19 protein-coding genes are annotated in these 23,001 nt (G+C 58.1%); 12 read left to right on the forward strand and 7 right to left on the reverse strand.

Annotated features, from left to right (window positions below; translation table 11 throughout):
• Positions 1-118: 118 nt before the first annotated feature.
• A complete protein-coding gene (locus FHW37_RS26225) occupies positions 119-2,593 on the forward strand; it encodes a hypothetical protein (RefSeq protein ID WP_210249326.1) in 2,475 nt (824 codons plus the stop codon).
• 236 nt (positions 2,594-2,829) lie between these two features.
• Here the strand turns inward: FHW37_RS26225 and FHW37_RS26230 are convergent, their stop codons facing one another.
• On the reverse strand, positions 2,830-3,213 hold the full coding sequence (locus FHW37_RS26230; protein ID WP_145641761.1) for a response regulator: 384 nt from the start codon (positions 3,211-3,213) through the stop codon (positions 2,830-2,832).
• Between the two features lie 315 nt (positions 3,214-3,528).
• Here FHW37_RS26230 and FHW37_RS26235 point away from each other — a divergent pair, with 315 nt between their 5' ends.
• From FHW37_RS26235 to FHW37_RS26250, 4 genes are all read left to right on the forward strand, one after another.
• A complete protein-coding gene (locus FHW37_RS26235; RefSeq protein ID WP_186458400.1) occupies positions 3,529-4,692 on the forward strand; it encodes a sensor histidine kinase in 1,164 nt (387 codons plus the stop codon).
• 167 nt (positions 4,693-4,859) lie between these two features.
• Positions 4,860-6,359: a sensor histidine kinase gene (locus FHW37_RS26240; protein ID WP_186458401.1), complete on the forward strand. Its 1,500-nt coding sequence runs from the start codon at positions 4,860-4,862 to the stop codon at positions 6,357-6,359.
• A complete protein-coding gene (locus FHW37_RS26245) occupies positions 6,360-6,698 on the forward strand; it encodes a response regulator (protein WP_145641767.1) in 339 nt (112 codons plus the stop codon).
• Positions 6,699-6,785: 87 nt separating this feature from the next.
• Positions 6,786-9,347 (forward strand): HWE histidine kinase domain-containing protein, encoded by a 2,562-nt coding sequence (locus tag FHW37_RS26250; RefSeq protein ID WP_246690917.1) that lies wholly within the window; start codon positions 6,786-6,788, stop codon positions 9,345-9,347.
• On the opposite strand, the gene FHW37_RS26255 is transcribed toward FHW37_RS26250, so the two are convergent.
• The 3 genes from FHW37_RS26255 to FHW37_RS26265 form a co-directional block, all read right to left on the reverse strand.
• Positions 9,333-9,734 carry a response regulator gene (locus FHW37_RS26255; protein ID WP_145641771.1) on the reverse strand — a complete coding sequence of 134 codons (402 nt, stop codon included), beginning with the start codon at positions 9,732-9,734 and terminating at the stop codon, positions 9,333-9,335. The genes FHW37_RS26250 and FHW37_RS26255 overlap by 15 nt on opposite strands.
• Before the next feature lie 335 nt (positions 9,735-10,069).
• On the reverse strand, positions 10,070-10,591 hold the full coding sequence (locus FHW37_RS26260; RefSeq protein ID WP_186458402.1) for a GlcG/HbpS family heme-binding protein: 522 nt from the start codon (positions 10,589-10,591) through the stop codon (positions 10,070-10,072).
• Positions 10,592-10,745: 154 nt separating this feature from the next.
• Positions 10,746-13,289, reverse strand: a complete 2,544-nt coding sequence (locus tag FHW37_RS26265; RefSeq protein WP_246690918.1) for an MFS transporter — start codon at positions 13,287-13,289, stop codon at positions 10,746-10,748.
• Between the two features lie 204 nt (positions 13,290-13,493).
• Between FHW37_RS26265 and FHW37_RS26270 the strand changes: the two genes are divergently transcribed.
• Positions 13,494-14,153, forward strand: coding sequence for a response regulator transcription factor (locus tag FHW37_RS26270; RefSeq protein WP_029869903.1), 660 nt, complete (start codon positions 13,494-13,496; stop codon positions 14,151-14,153).
• Positions 14,154-14,295: 142 nt separating this feature from the next.
• Positions 14,296-14,658 (forward strand): response regulator, encoded by a 363-nt coding sequence (locus FHW37_RS26275; RefSeq protein WP_145641774.1) that lies wholly within the window; start codon positions 14,296-14,298, stop codon positions 14,656-14,658.
• Between the two features lie 285 nt (positions 14,659-14,943).
• On the opposite strand, the gene FHW37_RS26280 is transcribed toward FHW37_RS26275, so the two are convergent.
• Complete coding sequence (locus FHW37_RS26280) at positions 14,944-15,408, reverse strand: DUF992 domain-containing protein (protein WP_145641776.1); 465 nt, start codon at positions 15,406-15,408, stop codon at positions 14,944-14,946.
• Between the two features lie 177 nt (positions 15,409-15,585).
• On the reverse strand, positions 15,586-16,137 hold the full coding sequence (locus FHW37_RS26285) for a helix-turn-helix domain-containing protein (protein WP_145641778.1): 552 nt from the start codon (positions 16,135-16,137) through the stop codon (positions 15,586-15,588).
• 303 nt (positions 16,138-16,440) lie between these two features.
• On the opposite strand from FHW37_RS26285, the gene FHW37_RS26290 reads away from it, so the two are divergent.
• From FHW37_RS26290 to FHW37_RS34690, 5 genes are all read left to right on the forward strand, one after another.
• Positions 16,441-17,040 (forward strand): nucleotidyltransferase family protein, encoded by a 600-nt coding sequence (locus FHW37_RS26290; protein ID WP_281407281.1) that lies wholly within the window; start codon positions 16,441-16,443, stop codon positions 17,038-17,040.
• A 132-nt stretch (positions 17,041-17,172) separates the two neighbouring features.
• Entirely contained in the window at positions 17,173-17,742 is a 570-nt protein-coding gene (locus tag FHW37_RS26295; protein ID WP_145641782.1) for a TetR/AcrR family transcriptional regulator, read from the forward strand.
• Between the two features lie 402 nt (positions 17,743-18,144).
• Positions 18,145-19,359 carry an MFS transporter gene (locus FHW37_RS26300; RefSeq protein WP_145641785.1) on the forward strand — a complete coding sequence of 405 codons (1,215 nt, stop codon included), beginning with the start codon at positions 18,145-18,147 and terminating at the stop codon, positions 19,357-19,359.
• A 114-nt stretch (positions 19,360-19,473) separates the two neighbouring features.
• Positions 19,474-20,361, forward strand: coding sequence for an N-acyl homoserine lactonase family protein (locus tag FHW37_RS26305; protein ID WP_029869895.1), 888 nt, complete (start codon positions 19,474-19,476; stop codon positions 20,359-20,361).
• Between the two features lie 154 nt (positions 20,362-20,515).
• Complete coding sequence (locus tag FHW37_RS34690) at positions 20,516-20,815, forward strand: LysR substrate-binding domain-containing protein (protein WP_432442898.1); 300 nt, start codon at positions 20,516-20,518, stop codon at positions 20,813-20,815.
• Between the two features lie 269 nt (positions 20,816-21,084).
• On the opposite strand, the gene FHW37_RS26315 is transcribed toward FHW37_RS34690, so the two are convergent.
• Complete coding sequence (locus FHW37_RS26315) at positions 21,085-23,001, reverse strand: cation:proton antiporter (protein ID WP_145641787.1); 1,917 nt, start codon at positions 22,999-23,001, stop codon at positions 21,085-21,087.

Below are 23,001 nucleotides of genomic sequence, written 5' to 3' on the forward strand. Positions count from 1 at the left end.
TGTCAGAAGGAAGTCAAAATGCTGATAATGTAGAGGCTGAAGAAATCAGCACCTTGTATGGATTGAACATCGCGCTAATGATGCTCAGTAAGCACGAAAAAGTTAGCAGATACATGCGATGCACCAAGCAACCGGGGGACAAATGCAAGCACCGTTCGAGTTAAGCGAAGGTGAAGAGCGGCTCCGAACAATTATCGCGCAATTTCCGCCTGACAGCTCCCATTGGAATGAAGCCGAAAACCGATTCCAGTTTGTTGATCGCCTCCTGATAGAGTGTTTGGGCTGGGAAAAGCCAAATATCCGAGTAGAGGTGCAGGACGGCGTCGGCGGTAAGGCGGATTACGTGCTCGGTCATCCAGCCAAAGCCGTTCTGGAAGCGAAACGCGAAGCTAAGGCATTTGGCGACCTACCAGCAGGCAAACCTACCTTGGTGCGCAAGCTCGACCCTCTCATGAAAGCGTTTCCGGAGTTTAGGGAGGCGGTGCACCAAGTCATCCCCTACTGCTCGCTACTTGGCGCGCAAGTAGCCATTGTCTGCAACGGTCCTCAGTTAGCAATCTTCCAAGCTATTATACCTGGTCAATCACCGCTTGACGGCGAATGCTTCCTGTTCAACGGAATTCAGAGCTATCTTTCGAACTTCGCACTTTTATGGACCCTCCTGTCGCCCGAGGGAATCTCTGAAAATCGAGCGTACAGAGATATCGCGATTCACCGTAACCCACGGATACCGGAAAAGGCGTCCATCGTCATCCCGGAACTAATGAAGCATCGGTACAGAAGTCCATTTCAAGAAAATCTACGGGACCTGTCAGGGCTATTGTTAGAGGAGATTGAAGATAATCCGGACCTCAAATCGGCGTTTTACCGTGATTGCTACGTTCCTATAGAAGCTAATAACCGCCACCTCTTGCTAAGTAAGCAAATTATCTCTGCCCGTTACAAGCGCGTGAGCGGTGATGGTATCACCCCTAGCGCCATCGATGACACTGCGGTGTTGGGTCGAGCGAGTTCCCGGCCTGTGGTGGTATTGGGAGACGTCGGCGTTGGAAAAACATCGTTCTTCGAAAATCTCTTCGAACGAATGGACGTTGGTGAAAAAGCTAATACCTATTTCATTCACATTAACCTGGGTATTAAAGCAAACCTCTCTAAGGACGTGAAAACGTTCGTGCTTTCGGAAATTCCCGCAGTCCTCAAGAAAAAGTACGGCGTCGATATAAACTCTTCGTCTTTCGCTGACAGAATTTACTATGAAGAGCTGCGAGCATTCGACGAGAGTGTTAAAGGCAGATTAAAAGCCGTCGATCCAATAGCATACGAGAAAGAAAAAATTGAGTTTCTGTCGGCGAAAATTGCCGAGCAGGACAATCACCTGATGGCTGCTTTTGGTCACATCGTGCGCGGTCGTGGAAAACAAATTATCATTATTATGGATAATGCAGACCAAAGAGGACTTGCCGTCCAGCAGGAAGCCTTTCTTATCTCGCAAGAGTTGGCGTCGTGGCGGAACTTGCTAATTTTTATAGCGCTGCGGCCGAGTACTTTTTATGACTCGAAGACTACTGGCGCGCTATCCGGGTATCAAAATAAAATTTTGACAATTTCTCCACCGCCGGCGGATGAGGTCGTTCAGCGCCGACTAACATTTGCAGTTCGTGTGGCGGAAGGCAAAGAAAATCCCGGGAAATTAGAGGGTATTAGGCTTCAACTAGGAAGCGTAGTAGCTTTCCTCAACGCGACATTGCGCGCTGTTAGGTCAAATCAATCAATACAGCAATTCCTTAGCAACATTAGCTCTGGAAATACCCGATCCGTGATAGAGTTGATCACTTCATTCTGCGGCAGCCCCAATGTCGACTCCCAAAAAATTGTAAGAATCGAAGAAGAGTCAGGCAGCTATAAAGTGCCTCTTCATGAATTCACCAAGCATGCCCTGCTCGGTGAGTACGCCTATTTCAATGCGCAGTCTTCACTCGTTGCCCAGAATGTTTTTGACGTTTCCACAGCGGACGCACGAGAAAATTTTCTTTGCCCGCTTATAGTCTCCTATTTGAGTTCAAATATTGGTGAGAAAGATAGCGACGGATTTGTATTAGGTGAGTTTGTTGTAACAGAAATGCTGCGTCATGGCTTCATTGAGGATCAGACGCGGAATGCATTACGGCGACTGGCGGCGAAACGGCTCATTGAGACCCCTTACGCGCATTACAGGGAGCTCAAGGTCGCCGAAAATCAGCCGCCGGATCATTTCTATTTTAGAGCAACTTCGGTCGGAATCTACCATGTAAAACATTGGATGGGGGCGTTTTCGTTTTTGGACGCGACGTCAACCGATACGCCGATATTTGACGAAGCCAGCCGATCTGCAATATCGGATTTGGCTCCCTCGTTTGAAATCGCAGATCGATACAAACGCGCGAGCGAATTCAGAGGATATCTCGAAAGCCAGTGGCACTTAGCGAATATAAATACAAAGTACTTTGATTTTCCTGCCGTCCTAAGGCTACAAGATGACGGCTTCAATGTCGTCAAAGGCGTAATTGATAAGAAGCCATTCAAGCAAAAGCCTGTATGGAAAACGCACAGGTAGGAAAGTAACGGAGCTTGGAGACCCGCCTCCAGCAACGGCCACTTCGTCAGAAAAGCGCGCGTTTTCTGCGGTGGCGAGGAGAACGTGAAACGCAATATCTAACGGCGCAGAGCGTTTTCACTTACGTCGGCACTATGACTGCTTTGGGCCGAAGGCCGACTTCCCCTTCGCGCCAAAAGCCGACATTCTGCGCAGATCGAGGATGGCTAGAGCGGGCTTTGCTTGAACCTATACCCTCACATAGCCAAGCCAAAATCGCGTCGCTGCATGGCCGCCGCCTTTAGCTTGTCGATCACGCCTTTAAGCCGATAGGGCTTGGCGATGAACGTTTCGTCGGGTTCATGAACTCCTTCTCCGGGGACGCTGCCACCCGAGGTGACCACCACCACGACATGCCTCCCGTGAACGCGTACAAATCGAACCAAGTCAAAGCCGTCGAGCGCGCCGGGCATATCGACGTCCGTCACCAGGAAATCGATATGCCGCATCCCGAAAACGGCGACCGCCTCGAGAACGTTGGAAGCCTCGAGCACGTCGAAGCCCTCGTCAACGAGCGCGTCTGCAAGGGTCATGCGGATCAGAGGTTCGTCGTCAACGACAAGAACTGTTTGCGCGGGCATGCTGGCGACTCCGTGCTTCGGTTACGCACTCAACTCTGTCCCCGTGAATTCGGTATGCCCCTGCGGAAGAGTTTTCATGAACGAACTTAATAAAATGCGAACGACCCCTTTATGAAGACGTAAACCACTGTCCGCGCAAGGAACGGTTGTTATCCAGACCCGCAGATGACTATTCGCACGAGAAAACTCGGTATTCCTTTGAAATATCGTCTGCTTTAGCCTGCTCGATTGGACTTTCCGGCACGTAAGCTTATGTAAGAAAGTTAAAGAGGTCGGGAGTTCCGGCTCCAACGGCGAGCCGAACCGATGACTCTCATGAACATTCCCTCGATACAGTCAGAACTTATCATCGCCGAGCGCGACATCCTCGCGCGCGTCGCTTTGGGCGGCCCGATCAAGGAAGTTCTCAGGGACATCATCCTTCTTGTCGAGAAACCCGCTGAAGGCGAACTGTTGGCGTCGGTTCTCCTAATGTCGGAAGACGGTCGGTCCCTGCATGAAGGCGCTGCCCCGAGCCTGGCCCCAGAATACAATGCGGCCATTGACGGTATCCCAGTCGGACACGGGATCGGTTCGTGTGGCACGGCGGCTTTGTCGGGCGAGGCCGTCATGGTCGCAGATATAGACACTGATCCGCTGTGGGCGGATTTCCGCGAACTCGCGGCCGCTCACGGGCTGAAAGCCTGTTGGTCTATGCCGATCAAGGCGGCGGACGGCCGAATTCTTGGTACTTTCGCCAACTACTACCGCGAACCAAGGGAGCCGACCGAACGGGATATCGAGGTGATCGGCATGGTGACGCGGACGACCGCGATCGCCATCGAGCGTTATAATCACGAAATGGCCCGCGACCGCGCCGAGCAGCAGCGCCTGCTTCTTTTGCGGGAACTGAACCACCGTGTGAAGAACGTCTTTGCGTTGACGAACTCGCTCCTGATGATGAGCGCCCGATCCGTCTCCACGGCCGAGGAGTTGTCCGCCGTTGTGCGCGGTCGTCTCACGGCCCTCAGCAAGGCGCACGAGCTGGCGCAACCCGACCTGTCCCTGATCGACAGTGGCGGCGCGGACATCTCCCTGCATCGCGTCCTGGCTGACATTCTCGCGCCTTACACCCAGGGGCCAACCGGAAACCGCGTCTCGATAGAAGGAGGCGACGACATTCCCGTCTCGCCCGACCATCTCACCGCGATCGCGTTGATCCTGCATGAACTCGCGACCAACGCCGCCAAGTACGGTGCGCTCGGGCCAGTTGACGGTCGGGTGTCTGTGTCGTGCCGCCGTGCGGACACTATCGAAATCCGGTGGAGCGAACGTGGCGGTCCCGAGGTAGGTGAACCTTCGAAATCAGGGTTCGGCTCGACGCTTGTCAGGCGGAGTGTCCAGGGGCTGCGGGGTGAGATGGCAAACAAGTGGAATCCAGAAGGTCTGGACGTCGTCATCAAACTGCCTATCGACGCGCTCGCTCGTGTATCTATCTAAGGTTCGCGGTGTCGACGACGCATGGAAAACGACGCTGACTTACATGAGTTCAAAGGAACTAAGCCGCTCACCTACCGTTCTTTGACGCTCAACGGCCGACACTTGTTATATAGACGCCTCGCAATACATACCCACAGCCCGACAAACCGCCATTCCGGACCATGATCTTGCAGAACGATACCCCGAACATCGATCCGTTCCGTTTCCTCGGCAAAGATGGCGAGGCCGCCGAAATCATCCGGACCTACGACTGGTCTTCCACGCCTCTGGGCCGCGTCGAGGAATGGCCGCCGTGTCTTCGCACCAGCACCGCGCTCCTGCTCCAGTCTCCTGTTCCCATCGTGATGCTTTGGGGCGAGGAAGGCGTGATGATCTACAACGACGCCTACTCGGTGTTCGCGGGAAGTCGGCACCCGGCGCTGTTCGGCTCCAATGTCCGCGAGGGCTGGGCTGAGATCGTCGATTTCAACGATAACGTCATGAAGGTCGGCTTGGCCGGAGGCACCCTCGCCTATCGGGATCAGGAATTGACCCTCCATCGGAAGGGGTTTCCCGAACAGGTCTGGATGGACCTCGATTATTCCCCCGTCCTCGACGAAGAAGGCAAGCCGGCGGGCGTCATCGCCATCGTGGTCGAGACCACGGAGCGGGTCTTGGCCGAACGACGTAACCGGGAGGAATACGAGCGGCTTCAGAATCTGTTCTCGCAAGCCCCGACCTTCATGGCGATGACAAGCGGACCTGAACACACGTTCGAGATGGTCAACCCGGAGTACCAGACACTCGTCGGTGATCGACAGGTCGTCGGGAAAACACTTGTGGACGCGATGCCGGAGATCGCGAAACAAGGCTATCTGGATCTCATGGACGACGTCTTCAAAACCGGGAAGACCGTTCGGCGGGCGGCCGAGCGCGTCATGTTCGCCCGGACGAAGGACGCGCCGCTCGTGGAGCGATACGTGGATTTCGTCTACCAGCCGATCCGCGACGAGCGGGGCGCGGTCGTCAGCATCTTCACGCAGGGTTCTGACGTCACCGAGCGTGTGCGCGCGGAGAACCACCAGAAGCTCCTGATCAACGAGCTGAACCATCGGGTCAAGAATACACTCACCTCGATCCAGTCGATCGTCACGCAGACCCTGCGCGGCGTTCAGACGAGGGAAGAAGCCTCGAAAGCCATTACCAACCGCATCCTCGCATTATCGCGGGCGCATAACGTCCTCACCGCTGAGAACTGGGACGGAGCCGAGCTGCGGGCCATGGTCGTTAGTTCGCTCGAGGCGTTTCAGGTCGAGAGCCGGGAGGCCATTCGCATCAATGGCCCGGATCTTCGGGTCGGCCCGCATGCTGCTATGTCGATTGCGCTCGCCTTGCACGAACTAGCTACCAACGCCGCAAAGTATGGGGCGCTGTCCTTTTCAGACGGTTCGGTCGATGTGAGCTGGCAGCTCTTGGGGGACAAGTTCGAGCTCGATTGGATTGAAAGAGACGGCCCGACGGTTGTTCCGGGAGATCGAAAAGGTTTTGGCTCGCGTCTCCTCCTGCAGGTTCTTCCGCTTGAGCTCCAAGGTACCGCCACTATCGATTACCGACCTGATGGCGTCGCCTTCAACTTTGCGACCTCGCTTGAGGCGGTGAACGACCGTCCGGCACTGGAAGGCGTCTGAATGGCGCGTGTGCTCATCGTTGAAGACGAGATGCTGGTCGCGATGTTGATCGAGGACGTGATCGTCGATCTCGGCCACGAGGTCGTCGGTCCGGCTATGCGCCTCGAGACCGCGCTGGAAGTCGTCGAGGCGGAGAACGTGGATTTCGCGATCCTCGACATAAACCTTGCAGGCAAGCAGTCCTTCCCCGTCGCCGACCGCCTCGCCGATCTCGGCGTGCCGTTCATTTTCGCCAGCGGATACGGGGCGGCCGGGTTGAACGAACGCCATCGGCAAGCACAGGTCGTCCAGAAGCCTTTCGCCCCCGATCAGATCGCGTCGCTCTTGGAGCGGCTGTAGGCGACTGATGGCGGTCTATTTACGTTGCCCTTGCGTGCCAGCCGTGTCACACCCTTTAAAACCATTTAAAAAACCAGGATTTGCCCGTTGAGTTACGACAGGTCTCAGATCAACCTTACCAACTGCGATCGCGAGCCTATCCATATTCCGGGAAGCATCCAGCCACACGGCGCGATGATTGTCCTCAACGACAATGGCCTGGTCTCCTTCGTCTCGGAAAACATCGACACGTTCCTCGGGGAAACAAACCGGGACTACGTCGGTGCTGAACTCTCCGATGTTGTCGGCGGCGCGGTGGCCCACGACATCGCGAACGCGATCGCGAAAGTCGGATCGGGGCAGGTCGCGGGCGTGGTTCTCAAGGCGAAGCTAGCAGACGGTCGATATGCCGCGGACATCACGGCACATCGCTACGAAGGCAGGACGTTCCTCGAATTCGAGCCTCCTGCGTCCACCGAAGACACCGAAGTGGCGCTGCACCTCACACAGTCGCTGGTGCGCCGAGTGGACGGCCTCAAGGATTTCGACGCGTTGTTCAAAGCGGTCGCCCGTCTCGTCCGCGCTATGCTCGGATACGATCGAGTGATGGTCTACCGCTTCCTGCACAATGGAGCTGGCCGTGTCGTGGCCGAGGCCAGGGAGCCTTCGTTGACCAGCTTCCTGGGACAGCATTTTCCCGTCTCCGATATCCCCGTGCAGGCCCGTAAGCTCTATGTCCGAAACTGGGTTCGGATCATCGGGGATGCGTCATTTGAACCTGTTCCGCTTGTTTCGATGCTCTCCGACGGGCAGTCGCCAGTCGATCTTTCCCACGCCCACCTGAGGAGCATTTCGCCGATCCATTGCGAATACCTCCGCAACATGGGCGTTGCGGCGTCCATGTCGATCTCTATCGTCGTGGACGGAGAACTCTGGGGACTTATTGCCTGTCATCACAATACGCCAAAGGTTCTTTCGATCCCGCTCCGGGTGGCGACCGAACTGTTCGCCCAGTTCCTTTCGCTCCATGTCGCCACAATCGAGAACCGCGAGCAGAAGGCGGCGGCGGCGGCGACCAGGAGCAAGCTGGAAGCGATCATATCCGGCGTCGATCCCACCGATCCGGTCGAAGCGACGTTGCAGGCGCGGCTGAGGGAGTTTTCGTCGCTGATCGCCAGCGACGGCGCGGGACTATGGTCGCGCGGACACTGGTTCTCATTTGGTGTCACTCCGTCCGACGCGGCGATCCCGGATCTGATGTCGCTGATCGCCGATAGATCCGGCCGTCAGATATGGGACACACAGGACCTTATGGCCGAGACCGGAGACGGCACGGAATACGGATCGCGGGTCGCGGGGGCGCTGGCGATCCCGATTTCCGTTTCGGCACCCGACTTCCTCGTTTTCTTCCGCAGCGAGGAAGCCCACGAGATCGAGTGGGCGGGCGAACCTAAGATGCGGGAGCAGGCGGAAAAAGCCGAAGGGCGGCTGACGCCTCGCGGGAGCTTCGAGACGTGGCGTGAAGACGTCCGTCATAAGTCGATGCCATGGACCGATGCCGACCTTGCCGTCGCGGAATCGGTTCGTGGCTATGTCAGGGACGTCATGCTCTCGCACAACGACGCCACCGAGGAACAGCGCGAACGCACCGAGGAGCAGCGCAGACTTCTCAACTCGGAACTCAATCATCGGGTCAAGAATATCCTGGCGCTCGTGAAATCGATCGCTTCCCAGACGGGTGCCAACGCCGACACGGTGGACGACTACGCCGCGTCGTTCGAAGGTCGCCTGCGGGCGTTGTCGTTCGCTCACGACCAGACCTTCGGAGCGTCAGAGGGCGGGGAACTGAAAGGCCTGATCGATGCCGAGGCGAAAATGCATCGTTTCAGCAAGACGCCCGACCGCGTCTCTGTGACTGGGCAGTCGGTCGGCTTGACCGAGCGAGCATACGGCGTGTTCGCGCTGCTTCTGCACGAAATGATGACCAATGCTGCAAAATACGGCAGCCTGTCGGTTCCGGCGGGACGGCTCGACATATCATGGGAGTTCACCGAGAACGGCGACTGCCGGGTCAGCTGGATCGAGAGCGGTGGCCCCGAAGTCTATCCTCCCACGAGGCGCGGGTTCGGTTCGAACCTGATCGAGAAGACGGTCGAACACGATCTCGGCGGCACGGTCGATATTGAATACCCGCCACAAGGATTGAGGGCGAAGATCGTCATCCCGGCTTTGCACCTGCGGACGGTGGCCGAAAGCCAGGATGCTGTGGAACCGGGGCAGACGTCACCCGAGATACCCGTCGAAGGTCTGGACGTGCTTCTTGTCGAGGATCAGTCGCTGATCGCGATGGACACCGAGGAGCTGCTGGTCACCTTGGGAGCTAGGAACGTGAGTGTCTCGGCGAACGTCAATGCGGCGCTCGCGACAATTGCCTCCAAGCCTCCGCAGGTAGCCGTGCTGGACCTCAATCTGGGGACAACAACCTCCGAAGACGTGGCACGCGAACTGGGGCGTCTGGGAATTCCCTACGTGTTCGCGACCGGCTATCGCGATGGAGTAAACATCCCGCAGGGTTTTTCGGACGTACCCGTTGTAAGAAAGCCAGTCTCGGCAGACACACTGGGAAGAGCTTTGAGCGATGCGCTGAACGAGAAGTCACAGTCGAACTGAGCTTGCCTGATTGATGGATGGCTGCGACGGCTTACCCCCGGCGAGCGCTTCATCGGCTTTCGCCAGCGCGGAGAGAATCCGCGCCTCCGTGAACGGCTTCGCGACAACGTCGATTGCGCCATCGAGGCCGTAACCGACTTCACCGGGATTTCCGGTCACGAAAATGACCTTGATGCCGAACCTGTCGATGAGCCGTCGGGCAAGAGACCCGCCGCTTGGGCCGTCGGCCAGACGGAGATCGACAAGGGCGACGTCAGCATTTGCGGCATAAGCTAGAGCCTGGTCCACCGACGCGACGACCCCGACAATTTCGTGACCTGCGCCATCCACGATGCGATCCAACTCGACCGCGATCAGCAACTCGTCTTCGACAATTAAAACCTTCATTTATTCCTCCCTTTTCTCGGGCAGAAATAGGACAAGGCAAACACGGGGCAAGGTGCCCGAAGAATGGTGGCAGCCGAGAGTTAATCGGCTCGGAATGTCGACCCCCTTAGAGCCGTCCCAATATTACAACGCCGGCACCACGGCCGCCGTGGCGAGCACTTCCATCGACCAGGTCAGCAAAATGGCAGAGTGACCGTGGACCATGTCCGCTTTGGGCCGACAGCAGACTTCATGGAGTGGGTCAAAGCCAGAAAAGCCCCTCAAGACAATCTCGAAAGGCTCTTCCAATACTTGAAGCTAGCTTTAGGCCGCTAATTGTGTCGGTTTCTTCGAGCCTACTTCCCGAGAGCCGCAGCTCCGGCCTTGGCTACCGCCTCGTCCTGGTCCTTGTTTCCACCGCTCACCCCGACAGCGCCGACGACCTTGCCGTCGATCTTGAGCGGAATACCGCCCTGCAAAACCACATAACCCGACGACAGCAGAGCCTGCCGGCCACCGTTCGCCGCGTTTTCCAGGTTGCCCGTGCTCTGCCAGAAGGCGGCAGCCGTCTCGGCCTTCCCCTGCGCGATCCTGGCGCTTGCCGGGAAGGCTCCGTCCATGCGTTCGGCGGCGACGACCGTACCGGAGTTGTCGACGACAAAGACGCTCGACGGCGGTCCCTTCTGCGCTTCCGCGAGCGCGGCAGTTATGATCTTGTGCGCGGTGGCGACATCGAGATCGGTCGTCGGCTTTGCCGATTGGGCGTCAGCCTGAGAGACGCAGGCCAAGGCAAGGCTCAGCGATCCCGCGAGAACGGCTGCAAGCCGGCGCGGCTTTGCCAACGCTGTGGAGTCGAGGTTGCCCAGGTATTTTTTCATCGGAATCTCCATGTGTAACGCGGGGCGTCGAGCGCCCCGAAAGCGCCCCACCCTAGTTCTCCGGGTCGGGGCATTCTTGTAACTTCGGGTCACGACTTGATGAGACACCGCGGCAGCGAGGTCCGGTAGTGCGGCGACGCTTTCGAAGCGACTGTTACGCGCCCACCGCCGCACGAGGAGAGGTTACTTCCTCTTCCGCCGTCAACGGCAGAACGATCTCGAAAATCGCGCCACCGTCGTCGTGGTTGCGGGCCGTCAGCGATCCGCCATGCGCCTCAACGATCGTCTTGCAGATCGCCAGGCCTATACCCATGCCTTCATTCTTGGTCGTGAAAAACGGGCTAAAGAGTTTTGCGAGGTTCTCCGGAGCGATGCCCGTACCGCGATCACGGACCTGCAGCCGAGCCATATCCAGTTCGGCAGCGGTCAGCGAGATACTCAGGTCACGCTGCTCGGCAGGGACGCTGCCCATCGCGTGCAGGCCATTCGTGATCAGGTTCGCGATCACCTGCTGCATCTCGACCCGATCTGCCAACACCACCGGATCATCGATCGAGAAATCGGTCGTCACCTTTGTGGAGGCCGACATCAGTTCGCGGTCAAGCAGACCGAGGACGTCCGTGACGATGTTCCTCAGATCGACGCTTTCGAGCCGTCTCCTGCTGCCCCGCACCTGCTCGCGGGTGCGCTGGATGATTTCACTCGCCCGCATGCTGTGCTTGATCGCGCGCTCCGCCGCCGTCGAGGCTGCCTTGATGTCCGGCGGGTTCGCCTGAAGCCACCGCATGCAGGCCTGCGCGCTCATGACCACAGCACCGATCGGCTGGTTCACTTCGTGCGCGATCGACGCGGAAATCGCGCCGACGGTCGCGACACGGCCAACCCTCGCGAGTTCGTTTTGCGCCGCCATCAGCGCTTCCTTGGCCTGCTCGCGCTGAGTGACGTCGATCATCGCGCACGCAACACGGTCGAAGGCGTCTTTGTCCTCAGGAAAGGCGATGACGAAGATCGCGATGACTTCGTTGCCGGGGCTCCTGAGAAGCCGCGCTTCCATCTCGACCCGATCGTCACCCGAGCACATGCCGAGAATAATGGCCTCCACCAGTTCGCTTCGCGGCGGAAGGAATCGGTCTATCGAGCCAAGGACCTCCTGCTGGTTCTTCCGATCGAGAAGGAGAACGGTAGCGTCGTTGACGTCCACGAACCTCACAAGCTTCGAGCACTGGTCGACGAACTCCGGCATCGAGTCGAGATATGCCCGAAGCTTGGCAGGAGGATAGGCGCGCACCGCCTCCAACCGCTTCCACAGGAGGGACAGGTCCACCTCGCACAGCGAGACGTGGTTCTGGGCGAAAATGGAGCGGTATCTCGTCTCGCTCTGCGCGAGCGCCCCGAGCGCTTTGCGTCTGGCGCTCGCGTCGAACGCGATGAGACTGAGGCCGCCCGTGATCGCGAGGTAAAAGCCGACAGCCACCAATCCGCTGTACTGGGCGAGGGCCTGAGACACGACCGGGGTCAACGCTCCCCCGATAATGCCGCCGATGTTGAAGGCGACCGACGTTCCGGAATAGCGGACCCGGGTCGGGAAAAGGCCCGGCAACCACGCCCCGAGTGGCCCGTTCACGAAACCCATCACCCAGAGCGAGAAAGCCAGGTAGATGAAAATGACGAGCAGTGACCCGCTTCCCAGCATTGGCGCGAGCACGACACCCGAGATGATGGTGCCGATGCACCCAAAGATCAGGATGCGCTCCGGATCGATCCTGTCGGAAAGCCAGCTCGCCACCACGATGCCAGCGGCCATGAAGAGGATCGCGCCGAGCTCAACCATCAGGAACGACGATCGGGTGTAGCCGAGTTCCGACGTGCCATACCCGAGGGCGAACGCCGTGACCACGTAATAGAGAGAGAAGCAGGCGACCACGCCGAACGCGCCGGAAATCACCTGGTCCATGTGCAGCCGGAAGATGTCGAGGAGCGGTACGCGGGAAGGTTTCGACTTGGCTATGGCTGCGTGGAAGTCCCGTGTTTCGACGAGATTGAAGCGGATCCAGATCCCCATCCAGACCAGGGGCGCGCTCAGGAGAAATGGCACCCGCCATCCCCAGTCGGCGAATTGCTCGGGCGACAGCGTTAGCGTCAGCCCCAGGAACAGGCTGTTGGCCAACAGGAACCCGATCGGCGCGCCAAGGGGCGCGAACATCGCATAGCGAGCGCGCCAACCCTTCGGGGCGTTTTCGAGAGCGAGAAGCGCCGCCCCGGTCCATTCCCCGCCAAGCGCCAGCCCCTGACCAAACCTGAGAAGGCACAGCAGAGCTGGGGCGAGCCACCCCGCGACCGCGTAGGTGGGAAGCAGTCCGATCGCCGCTGTCGATGCTCCCATTAACAGCAACGATGCGACCAGGGTCGCCTTGCGCCCTACCCGATCTCCGAAGTGACCGAAAACCGCTCCGCCGAGCGGCCGGGCAATGAACGCGATCCCGAAACTGGCGTAGGCACCGATCAGCTCCATCGACGAGACGGTCGCCGGAAAGAAAAGCGGCCCGAACACCAGGCTGGCGGCGGTGGCGTAGATATAAAAGTCGTAGAATTCGACGGAGGTGCCGACCAAGCTGGACATTAGGATCCGGAACGTCATTCCGCTCGGTATCGGTTCGTCGCCGACATACGAGGTATCGGTCTGAGCTCTGGCGTTCATTGACGTATATCCCCGGAATTCGTGAAGATTTTGGCCCTCCCAAACCGAGCAGACTCTACAATAACGGACGGCGCACAGAACCTATCCTTAGAGCTAGGTCGAGCTTTGCGCGTGCGCGTAGTAACTATCTGCGCAATCAGCGCCCGTTTCCGTCGCCGCATCGACGGCGTCCGGCGATCAATCGACTTTTTGAGGTCCACGCCGATGTCGGCAGCAGCAGGTAATCGGGCGCACGACGCCAACGCGACCAAAGCGGACGCGCCGCTAGTCGTCGTCGTCGACGACGACGACGGAATGCGCGACGGTCTAAGGGATGTTCTAAGCTCGGTCGGCATCGATTCGCTCGGGTTCTCGTCCACTGCCGAACTCCTCGCGGAGCCCCTGCCCGACCGCCCCGGCTGCCTGATCCTCGACGTCCGTCTCCCGGGATTGAGCGGCCTCGACCTCCAGGCCAAGCTGAACGGGATGGGCAACAAGCTCCCGATCGTCTTCATGACGGGATACGCCGATGTCCCGATGAGCGTGCGCGCGATGAAGGCCGGCGCGACGGACTTCCTGTCCAAGCCTTTCAGGGATCAGGAGATGCTAGACGCGGTCTCCGTCGCGATAGAGCGCGACAGGGCCCGTCGCCTTGAGCTGAGCGCCGCCAACGAAGCGCTCAAGGCCGCCGCCTCCCTAACTCCACGGGAACATGAAGTGATGGAGGCCGTCGTCAAAGGCCTGCTGAACAAACAGATCGCCCACCTCCTCGACATTTCCGAGGTGACCGTGAAAATCCATCGCGGGAACGTCATGCGGAAGATGAACGTGGCATCGCTCGCCGATCTGGTACGGAAAGTCGGGGTTCTCAACTCTCTCGCCTGATGCCGATACCCGGCATCAACGCCGCACCATGGCGACCTGGGCGGCAAATGTCGGGCTACCCATACAATCGTATTATTACAAATTCCCGCCAGTCCATCTAACTAGATGTCAAAGCCCGTAAGTCGGGCGAAAGGAACATCAAGTGTCTGGCGACAAGAAATCAGTAGCCATCGTCGACGACGACGAAGCGCTCCTCGAGGCCACATCCGGCTTTCTCGAGTCAATGGGCTATGACGCCCTCCCCTTTAGCTCTGGGCGTTCGTTTCTCGCCTATGACAACATCGACCTCGTCACCCTACTGCTGACCGACATCAACATGCCGGAGATGACGGGGCTCGAGCTCCTGGACATCGTAAGGCAGCGCTGGCCGGACATGCCGATCATCATGATGACGGCGCTCAAGGACGAAGTCATCAGGCGGCGGGCCATCGCGGGAGGGGCGCGTGAGCTTCTCCAGAAGCCGATACTTGCCGACGACCTCATCCGGTGCATCGAAGAAGCCTGAGCAAGGCCTACCCTTTGTCGGGCGTCTATCGGTCACCTGATTGCGCCCCAAGCTCGATAGCATTGGCATAGAGCTTGGCACGGGTACGGGCATGCGTCGTAATCCGGCGATCTCGGGCGGAGCCAATCTGGAGCTCAGCTCGACATCGGCCGCAACCGGGCTGATTTTTCGACCATATACCTCAGAGTGATGGCTTCTTGTACAAAGCGGTTTCCAAAGTGAATGCCAAAAGGCCGGCAGGTTTTTTCCTGTCGGCCTTTTGCGCGGTTATGGGTGCCGTTGGTGTCACAACGCCTTGAGGCGCAACTGGGTGACGCCGATGGAGAAATCGAGACCCTCCTGCCCATCGACGGCAACTGGCTGGAGAGAGAAGGTTCCGTGTGTCCCGCCGGTCAGAATGACCGCGCCTCCGCCAACTCCCAACGCCGCTGCCGCCTCGATGCCCCGATACGTGCCCTCGAGGTCGTAGGAGGTTTGCCTGCTTACCGCGTCTACCTCCCAGATCAACTTGGCCTTCTCGACTTCGCCGATGTCGACGCCGAAATTGTCGATAGAACCCGTATACCGTACAGGAGCCGATGCCTGGGAAGAATGGAACACACAAGCGACGTCCTGCTTGGAGCCGAGAATCGCTCCCTCGGAACGCGACAGATCGCACTCAAGACGGCCCGCGACGAAATGCTCTGAAGCCGCCAGGGCGGGCTGGGCTGAGATAACTGACAGCGAAACGATAATGGAAGTCAGGCGCATGGATTTTCCTTTGGATCTTTCTGATTGAATTCGACTCAGCGGCCCGCACGGTTTTGGACGGCGTTCAGGTGGCCACTGGAAATCTGCTCGCGGAGGGCGGGCCCCAGGCTACGGCGAAAGGTTGCCATCCCGAGATCCCGCCAGCTTGTCGATTTCGGTTTTCCTGGCTGTCGCAGATCAATTGAAGCGTGCTGTGTTGGCTTCTTGGCGGGTTGTGGACGGGGACCGCGCGCCGGGCGTGCGCTGAACGGCCTGGGAAGAACGACGCCATTGGTTCGGTGTCGAGCCAAAGACCTTCCGGAAGGTCTTGCAAAGGTGCGCCTGGTCGGCCATTCCGCAATCGAGCGCGATCTCGCTCAGCGCGGCGTCCGTTTCGGCGATGAGTTCCTTTGCCAACTCCATGCGGCGGCGCAGCACATAGTTGTAGGGGCTTTCCTTGTACGCCGACTTGAAGACCCTGGAGAAATAGGTCTTGCTGAGTTTTGTCAGGGCAGCAAGCTCCTCGACCTTGATTGTTTCCGTAAGGTGTTCCTCGATGAACTGCATGATCTTGCGGCGCTGCCACGGCAGCAAAAGATCACGCTGGACGACATCCGAGGAGAGATCCGGAAGCAAGATCGGAGCCTGCGCTGCGGCGGGGACGGCGGAAGACAGGTCGATGTCCGAGACAATCGCCAGCGATGCTGCTTCGATGATCTTGAGGTTCTTGGCGGGTGCGTAGGCGTTCATCGGTGCTCTCCGTGATTTGAATTTCGATGAGCAGATGTTGCCTTTCCGCTGCTCCGAAATCTGTTCGGACCACCGTGTGCGGAGACCATACCTTCTGGTTATACGCAGCAGGCCAAAGAGTGATCTCAATCTAGGAAGCGTTGGTATTTTGGCGGTAAGACCTCGGTTGGCAGTTGCGCGTCACGACGGTCGCTCATCGGAATGCGTTTTTGTTGGACGAGGCCGCGGCTGAGTTACGCCATAGCGATTTTGGCCATGGGTTATGTCATTGTAAGTTTGGGTACCGTAGGTCGAGGTCTGGCGATGGGTTCGAAAGTAGCGATAGCCATACTCGCAGCGGGACGTTCCACGCGAATGGGCAAATTCAACAAACTGCTCTCAATGTTCGGAAACGCGCCGCTGGTGCGGCTGTCTGTGCAACATGCGACAGCGTCCACCGGCTCCAAGGTGATCGTCGTAACTGGCCACATGGCCAATGAGATACGAGAGGCCGTTTGCGGCCTTAACGTCACGGTAGTTCACAACAGCGCATTCGCGTCGGGGATGTCCTCGTCGGTTCGAGCGGCTCTACAAGCGGTGCCGCACGACTGCGACGGAGTTCTCATCCATTTAGCAGACATGCCTCTCGTCAACGAAAGCCACATGTCCTTGATGATCGAAGCCTTCAACAAGTGCCGCGGACTTTCTGTCGTGCGTGCTACTGCGTATGGAGAACACGGGAACCCGGTAATTATTCCGAGAAAGCTGTTTCGTGCACTGGGCGATTTGGAAGGTGACAGAGGCGCGCGCCAAGTCATTGCTGCAAGTGGGTTACCCGTCATCGAAGTGGAAATCGGAGCGGCGGCGATGTGCGACGTCGATACCGTGGAGGCGTTGGACGCAGCCGGAGGCAGCCAGCCCTGAAGTGTCAACGTTCGGTGGCTTCATGCCGTGGCCTTCAAGGTGGCGATGCTCCACCGGCTCTCCGCCAACCCTTTGTCGGCACCAACCGCAACGAGTATTGAACTAATCGGTTCATAATACTATGTTGCGGACATGGCTAGACCAAAGAAATTCAATCGGGAAACAGTTCTCGACAAGGCGATACCCGTTTTCTGGCGCTTTGGGCTCGCCGGAACAAATGTTCAGCAGCTTGAAGCAGCGACCGGCGTGAACAAGTCTGGCCTCTACTCCGAGTTCGAAAACAAGGACGACATGTTCGTCGAAGCGCTAAAGCGGTATCTCGAGACCGGCCCCGCGTTGCGCATCCTTGCGAACATTCCACTAGGCCTTGGCAACATAGAGCAGTTTCTATCGTTGGCACCGGCTTTCTCAGGGGATTACGCCGGGTGCCTTTCCGTTAACTCGACACGGGACATTGCGTTACTGCCGAATGCCGCGGTGCGATTGATTTCAGATTTCAACGAAACGCGTATGGCGGGTATCCGCAGCAACGTGAAAGCCGTGTTTCCCGACGATCAAGTGGAAGACGTCTGCGATCTTATATGGACTTTCTTTTCGGGCATTTGTATCGACGCAAACCTTAAAGCTGACGTCGGCGCTCACCGGAACCGCGTCCGGGCGTTTATGCGGCTACTTCAAAGCAGTGCGACCGGCGGTCGCTAAGGCCCGGCAAACGGCTCTTGCTGAGATCGCCCTTACGGACTGCACCCGCGAGAATGTGCTTGGCGGGTGTCGTGTTCATCGTTGCTTTTGTCGTTCGACGGCACGCAAAGCGACCCCATTTCGGCACTCGGAGCGAATACCGCTGAGCCCCTCTCTCCCCCTTATCTGGCGATACTCACAGTTCTGTATCCGGACTTCCGGCCGCAGCCGACGATCGCTCGATTTTACAATCGTCAGCGAAATGGGCCTGTCAGATTGCGCTGAATAGAGCTCGACCTGCCAAACCGAAAGAAAAAGAACCAAACGGTTCAAAACTCCTTGACGAGGCAGGATGAGCTAATTAGTTTTGAACCAATTGGTTCAAAACTATCGGCCAAACACTGTGAGACAGGAGTGCATGGGATGCCGAGAAGTCTTTCAACCACTTTGAGCTTTTGGGTCTCCGCGGGGGTCGTCGCCCACACCCTTTGGACGAGCGCCGCCCCTGCGATGGTCTATCCGCTGTATGCTCATGAGTGGAACCTAACGCCTACAGTGACGACGGCTATTTTCGCAATCTACCCCATCGTCGTTGTCGCGATACTGGTCCTGTTCGGAGACCTGTCTGATTTTATTGGAAGACGGACGACCATGTTGCTCGGTTTGGGATCGTCCATCATCGGTGTGTTCCTCTTCGTGATCGCGCCGAATGTGGCGACGCTCTTCGTCGGGCGCGTTTTCATGGGTATCGGTGTCGGACTTTCAGCCGGGCCTTCCACCGCTGCTCTCCAGGAATTCGCCGGCTCTGGGGGAGTCACAAAGGCCAGTTCGACCACAATTATCGCCCAAGCCATCGGCTTCTCCTGCGCGCTTATCGTGGGCGGTTTCTTGGTTCAATACGCCCCGCTTCCCAGCCGCCTGACTTTCATGGTCCTTCTTGTCCTACTCCTCGGACTTTTTGCAGTCAGCTGGTTTCTGCCGGAAAACAGGCGTACAAATACCGGCCGCTGGCATCCCAAAATTCCTGGCGTCCAGCGAGAAATCCGAACCCCCTTTATAGCTTCCTCCATCGCCGTCATGACCGCCTATACCCACGGGGTCATCATCACCTCACTTGGAGCTCAGATCGCCAAGGAGCTGGTTCAGTCGTCAAATATTTTTGTCAACGGGTCAGTTCTCGCACTTTTCGCGATCTCTCTTGGTATCGCAGGTCTATTCGCTAGCCGGCTGACCGGTATCAAGGCCGTGGTCTGGGGTTCGGCAGCGTCGATCATCGGAATGTTCTTTCTCGCGGCGGCGATTGCCCAACACACGCTCGTCTTCTTTATCCCCGCGACTTCCATTTCCGGCGTCGGCTACGCTTTGATGGTCTATGGCGGCCTGGCGATCATCAACCCGGTCACTCCGGAAAACGTCCGGGGTGGGGTTATGTCGGCGCTCTATCTGTTCGCCTATCTGTTTACCGGACTTCTGGCCGTCGCATTAGGCAAGGTGGCAACCGAGGTAAGCATGGCGGTTGCGGCCCTTATCGGTGCCCCGGTCATGATCGGACTATGCGCGATCGTCATCGCCTTGGTCGTCAGACTGCCTCGCACCCCGGCTCTACAAATCAAGTCCTTAAAGTCTCAACGGGCCTGAACGTGACGGCCCCGGGCCGTGTCCCATCGGAAATACTGAAACCGGCTTTCCGTTAAGCGCATCACCATTATGAACCAAATGGTTCATAACCTCCCACTACTGAAGGAGACTGCTATGACCCTGAAAATTCATCCGATCAACTACGGCAACACCACAATGGACTCGAGCGGCCTCGTGCTGTTTCGCAATCCCGGCGTCCTGACAACGGTTCCGACGCTGGGTTTCCTGATCACCGGAGGTGAAGAGCCGCTCCTTATCGACACTGGCGCGAGAAACGCGGAGCAGTTCGCGGCTTTCGGCATGGTGCACGAGAAAACCAAGGAAATGTCGATCGAGCATCATCTCGCCCAACACGGTCTGAAGATGAAGGACATTCGTCATGTGATCCACACGCACGTGCATATCGACCATTCCGGTCAGGACTACCTCTTCCCCATGTCGACGACCGTTATGATGTCCCGACGGGAACTCGAATTCGCGGCCTCTGGCCTGATGGGTCCCGGCATGTATACCGCGACCGAGACGAAGCATCTTATCGACAGGTTGCATACCCGCGGCGCGTTGCGCCTTTTCGACGTCGATGGCACCTTCGAAGAAGAAATCATTCCGGGCGTTGCGGTGCGTCTCTCGGGTGGGCATACGCCGGGCTCCATCTCGATCCTCGTCGAGACCGACGAAGGCTTGGCCAATATCGCAGGTGACATCGCCTACCACCTTGGCGATCAGCTGATCAATCCGATCCTCGATCAGGCTGCGCATGAGCCGACAATCACTGGCAATCACGCGATGTCCACGCTGCAGGAAAAGAAGGCAATCAAGCGCGCACTGTCCGGCACCCGCTTCCTTCTCATCAGCCATGACTCCCCTGCCCTCATCAGCGGCGGCAAGGTGGTCGGACGCTTCGATGGCGCGATCGACAATCCCAAGGCTGACGTCACCACGGCTGCGAGCTACGATCTTCTGGCCCGCCCGCAGCTTGCCGAGGAAATCGAAGCTGCGTGATAAAGCGCTGAACCACTTGAATGCGCGTCCCTTCCGGGGCGCGCATCTCGACTACTACTCCTGAACTCTCCTCGAATTCATACAGAATGATCTATTAGGTTTCCTAGTTGATGGACGGTTTATCGAGGTTATCGGCTATTTCCACCACGGAGACATCGTCGGGTGGGATTCCACACTCCACGGTCGACAGGTCACGTTGGATGGCGTGGGCGCATTTCGCACGAACGATGCCGAACATGTTAGAGGCGCGGTGCTCGGAAGCCTCGGCATCGCCCATCATGCGAGCTGGCTGTTTACAGATGTATTGACCTCCGGAGAGGTAGCGCAAATTCTCAAGGAGTACGCGCCACCGCCTTTTCCGATGAGCGCAATCATCGCCGCGGGGCGTCGCATGTCTTCACGGGTGCGGCAATTTATCGATTTCCTGGCCGAGGTTTGCGCTCAGGAGGGCTAGCTACGGGTGATCGATTGACCGATGGCTGGCACCGCATCGTCGCGGCGTTGCCACACGAGCACTCACACCGCGAACGTATTGCACTACCATCTTGGTCATTGTGTAACGAAAACAGCATCGACGGACCCAAGGATAGCGCAGGGGACATTATCTAGCCAAGCTTTAGGGGCTTAGAAGGAGTCGGATGGATCGCCGACCCCTATCAATTCTGCAAGCGAACGACTTCGGATGTCTGTAGGGCTCCGAAACCAACGGACCTCTGAAACCGCCTATTCCGATTTTCGGGCCGTTCTGCGCGGATGCGTATCCGAAGGCACGTGAATGGAAGCCGCATCAGGAGCGTTCCATCCTCTGGTGACCATTTCGTCGTAGCCGGAACGGTACCCCATCATCGCGTTTTCGATTACTTTCCCGATATCGTTGAAACCAGCAATGAAATCGGGGTTGTTCACTGCGGGCGTATCGCTTTCCACGAGGGTAGCCATGCGAGCCAGCCCTGCGATGTCTTGATCGACGAATACTGTTTTCCGCTTTTCCACCTCGTAGGGATGCATGCCGAGAGCCTCCAAGGCCATGCCCGCAGCCTGCACCGATCCATCGAACATCTCGCGGACAATGTGATCAGCACCCGCGTCTACAAGCTTGTAGTGATGGAGCCGATCGTAGGCGCGAACGATGATCTGGATGCCGGGATTACTCCGGCGGGCGTAGGACACGATTTCTGTCGCTCTGTCGGGGTCGTCTATGGCCACGATAAGTAGCACCGCGTGTGCGAGGCCGGCCGAGTCCAGGAGGTCCGGCCTGCCGGCGTCCCCAAAGAACGACTTCACTCCGAATTTCCGGACGTTGTCCACCACGTCCGCCCTGTAATCCAGGACGACGGGCTTGTGTCCGTTAGCGAGAAGCATCCGGTTTACGATCTGTCCAAACCGGCCGACTCCGGCGAGGATTATCGTGCCCTGATCCGGTTGGTCCGCGTTTCGCCGATGCCCCCCACGCCTATCGAGCATGACAACGATCCTGTTGGAGAGCGCGAAAAGGAGGGGTGTGAGTACCATACTGAAGGTGATGATCAGTACCGATACCGACACGGTCGGGGGCGAAAGCAAGCCGCGGTCTCCGCCGATGGTAAGCAGGACGAAACCGAATTCCCCTGCCTGGGCGAGTCCAAGGGTGAAAAGCCACCCGGCGGGACCTCGGACATTGAAAAACCATGCCAGCGGAAGAAGGACGAGAGCCTTGATGATTATCAGGCAAAACGTCGCGGCAGCAACTGTCAGCCAGTTAGCCAACAGGATATCGGGGTCTATCTTTGCGCCGATAGTCATGAAAAACAGTCCGAGCAGAAGCCCCTTGAAGGGCTCGATATCGTTCTGCAGTTCGTGCTTGAACTCGCTGTTCGCGAGCACGACGCCTCCAAGGAATGCGCCGAGCGCGGGCGAAAGGCCTACAGCCGACATCAGGACGGTGATGCCGACCACGACCAGAAGCGCGGCAGCGGTGAATACTTCCCGAAGGCCAAGGAGCGCTATGGTTCGGAATACGGGTCGCGAGAGAAAGTGTGCCGCGGCCACGACCACGCCGACGGCCGCAAGAGTAAGGATCGCCGAGGCCCAACCGGGAAGCTCTGCGAGAAAGGCGGCCCCGCCATGCCCGGACGAAGATCCAAGTCCACTGCCCGCGATCAGGGGGATGCAGGCGAGCATCGGGATGACGGCCAAGTCCTGGAAAAGAAGGACAGCGAAACTCGCCTGCCCGCCATCGGACCTCAGCAGGCCCTTCTCTTCGAGGGTTTGGAGAACGATTGCCGTCGAGGACAAGGCCGCGACGAAACCGAAAAGAAGGCTTTGCTGCCAGCTAAAACCCAATCCGACGCCGGCTGCGGTGACCGCCGCTATCGTGGCGACAACCTGAAGGCCTCCGAGGCCGAGAAGTTTGTCCCTGAGACGCCAGACCATCTGGGGATCGATCTCCAGGCCAATCAGGAACAGCATCATGACGATGCCGAATTCCGAAAACTGTTCGAGATAACCCGATCCCGCTACCGAAATCTGGAAAACAGGGCCGATCAAAACCCCCGCGGCGATGTAGCCCACCACGGAACCCAGCCCGATCCGCTGTGACACGATGACGGCGAGAACCGCTGCCGCGAGATAGCACAGTGCGTAGAATGCCAACCCTTCCAC

It is taken from the genome of Neorhizobium alkalisoli (assembly GCF_007829835.1).
Classification (GTDB): Bacteria; Pseudomonadota; Alphaproteobacteria; order Rhizobiales; family Rhizobiaceae; genus Neorhizobium.

Excerpts from the sequence above, each read along its gene's own strand:
- FHW37_RS26285 (WP_145641778.1), bottom strand. The coding sequence starts at position 16,137 with ATGAACGCCTACGCACCCGCCAAGAACCTCAAGATCATCGAAGCAGCA.
- FHW37_RS26230 (WP_145641761.1), bottom strand. The coding sequence starts at position 3,213 with ATGCCCGCGCAAACAGTTCTTGTCGTTGACGACGAACCTCTGATCCGC.
- FHW37_RS26255 (WP_145641771.1), bottom strand. The coding sequence starts at position 9,734 with ATGAAGGTTTTAATTGTCGAAGACGAGTTGCTGATCGCGGTCGAGTTG.
- FHW37_RS26280 (WP_145641776.1), bottom strand. The coding sequence starts at position 15,408 with ATGCGCCTGACTTCCATTATCGTTTCGCTGTCAGTTATCTCAGCCCAG.
- FHW37_RS26305 (WP_029869895.1), top strand. The coding sequence starts at position 19,474 with ATGACCCTGAAAATTCATCCGATCAACTACGGCAACACCACAATGGAC.
- FHW37_RS26245 (WP_145641767.1), top strand. The coding sequence starts at position 6,360 with ATGGCGCGTGTGCTCATCGTTGAAGACGAGATGCTGGTCGCGATGTTG.
- FHW37_RS26270 (WP_029869903.1), top strand. The coding sequence starts at position 13,494 with ATGTCGGCAGCAGCAGGTAATCGGGCGCACGACGCCAACGCGACCAAA.
- FHW37_RS26260 (WP_186458402.1), bottom strand. The coding sequence starts at position 10,591 with ATGAAAAAATACCTGGGCAACCTCGACTCCACAGCGTTGGCAAAGCCG.
- FHW37_RS26225 (WP_210249326.1), top strand. The coding sequence starts at position 119 with ATGCACCAAGCAACCGGGGGACAAATGCAAGCACCGTTCGAGTTAAGC.
- FHW37_RS26235 (WP_186458400.1), top strand. The coding sequence starts at position 3,529 with ATGAACATTCCCTCGATACAGTCAGAACTTATCATCGCCGAGCGCGAC.
- FHW37_RS26295 (WP_145641782.1), top strand. The coding sequence starts at position 17,173 with ATGGCTAGACCAAAGAAATTCAATCGGGAAACAGTTCTCGACAAGGCG.
- FHW37_RS26265 (WP_246690918.1), bottom strand. The coding sequence starts at position 13,289 with ATGAACGCCAGAGCTCAGACCGATACCTCGTATGTCGGCGACGAACCG.
- FHW37_RS26300 (WP_145641785.1), top strand. The coding sequence starts at position 18,145 with ATGCCGAGAAGTCTTTCAACCACTTTGAGCTTTTGGGTCTCCGCGGGG.
- FHW37_RS26290 (WP_281407281.1), top strand. The coding sequence starts at position 16,441 with ATGGGTTCGAAAGTAGCGATAGCCATACTCGCAGCGGGACGTTCCACG.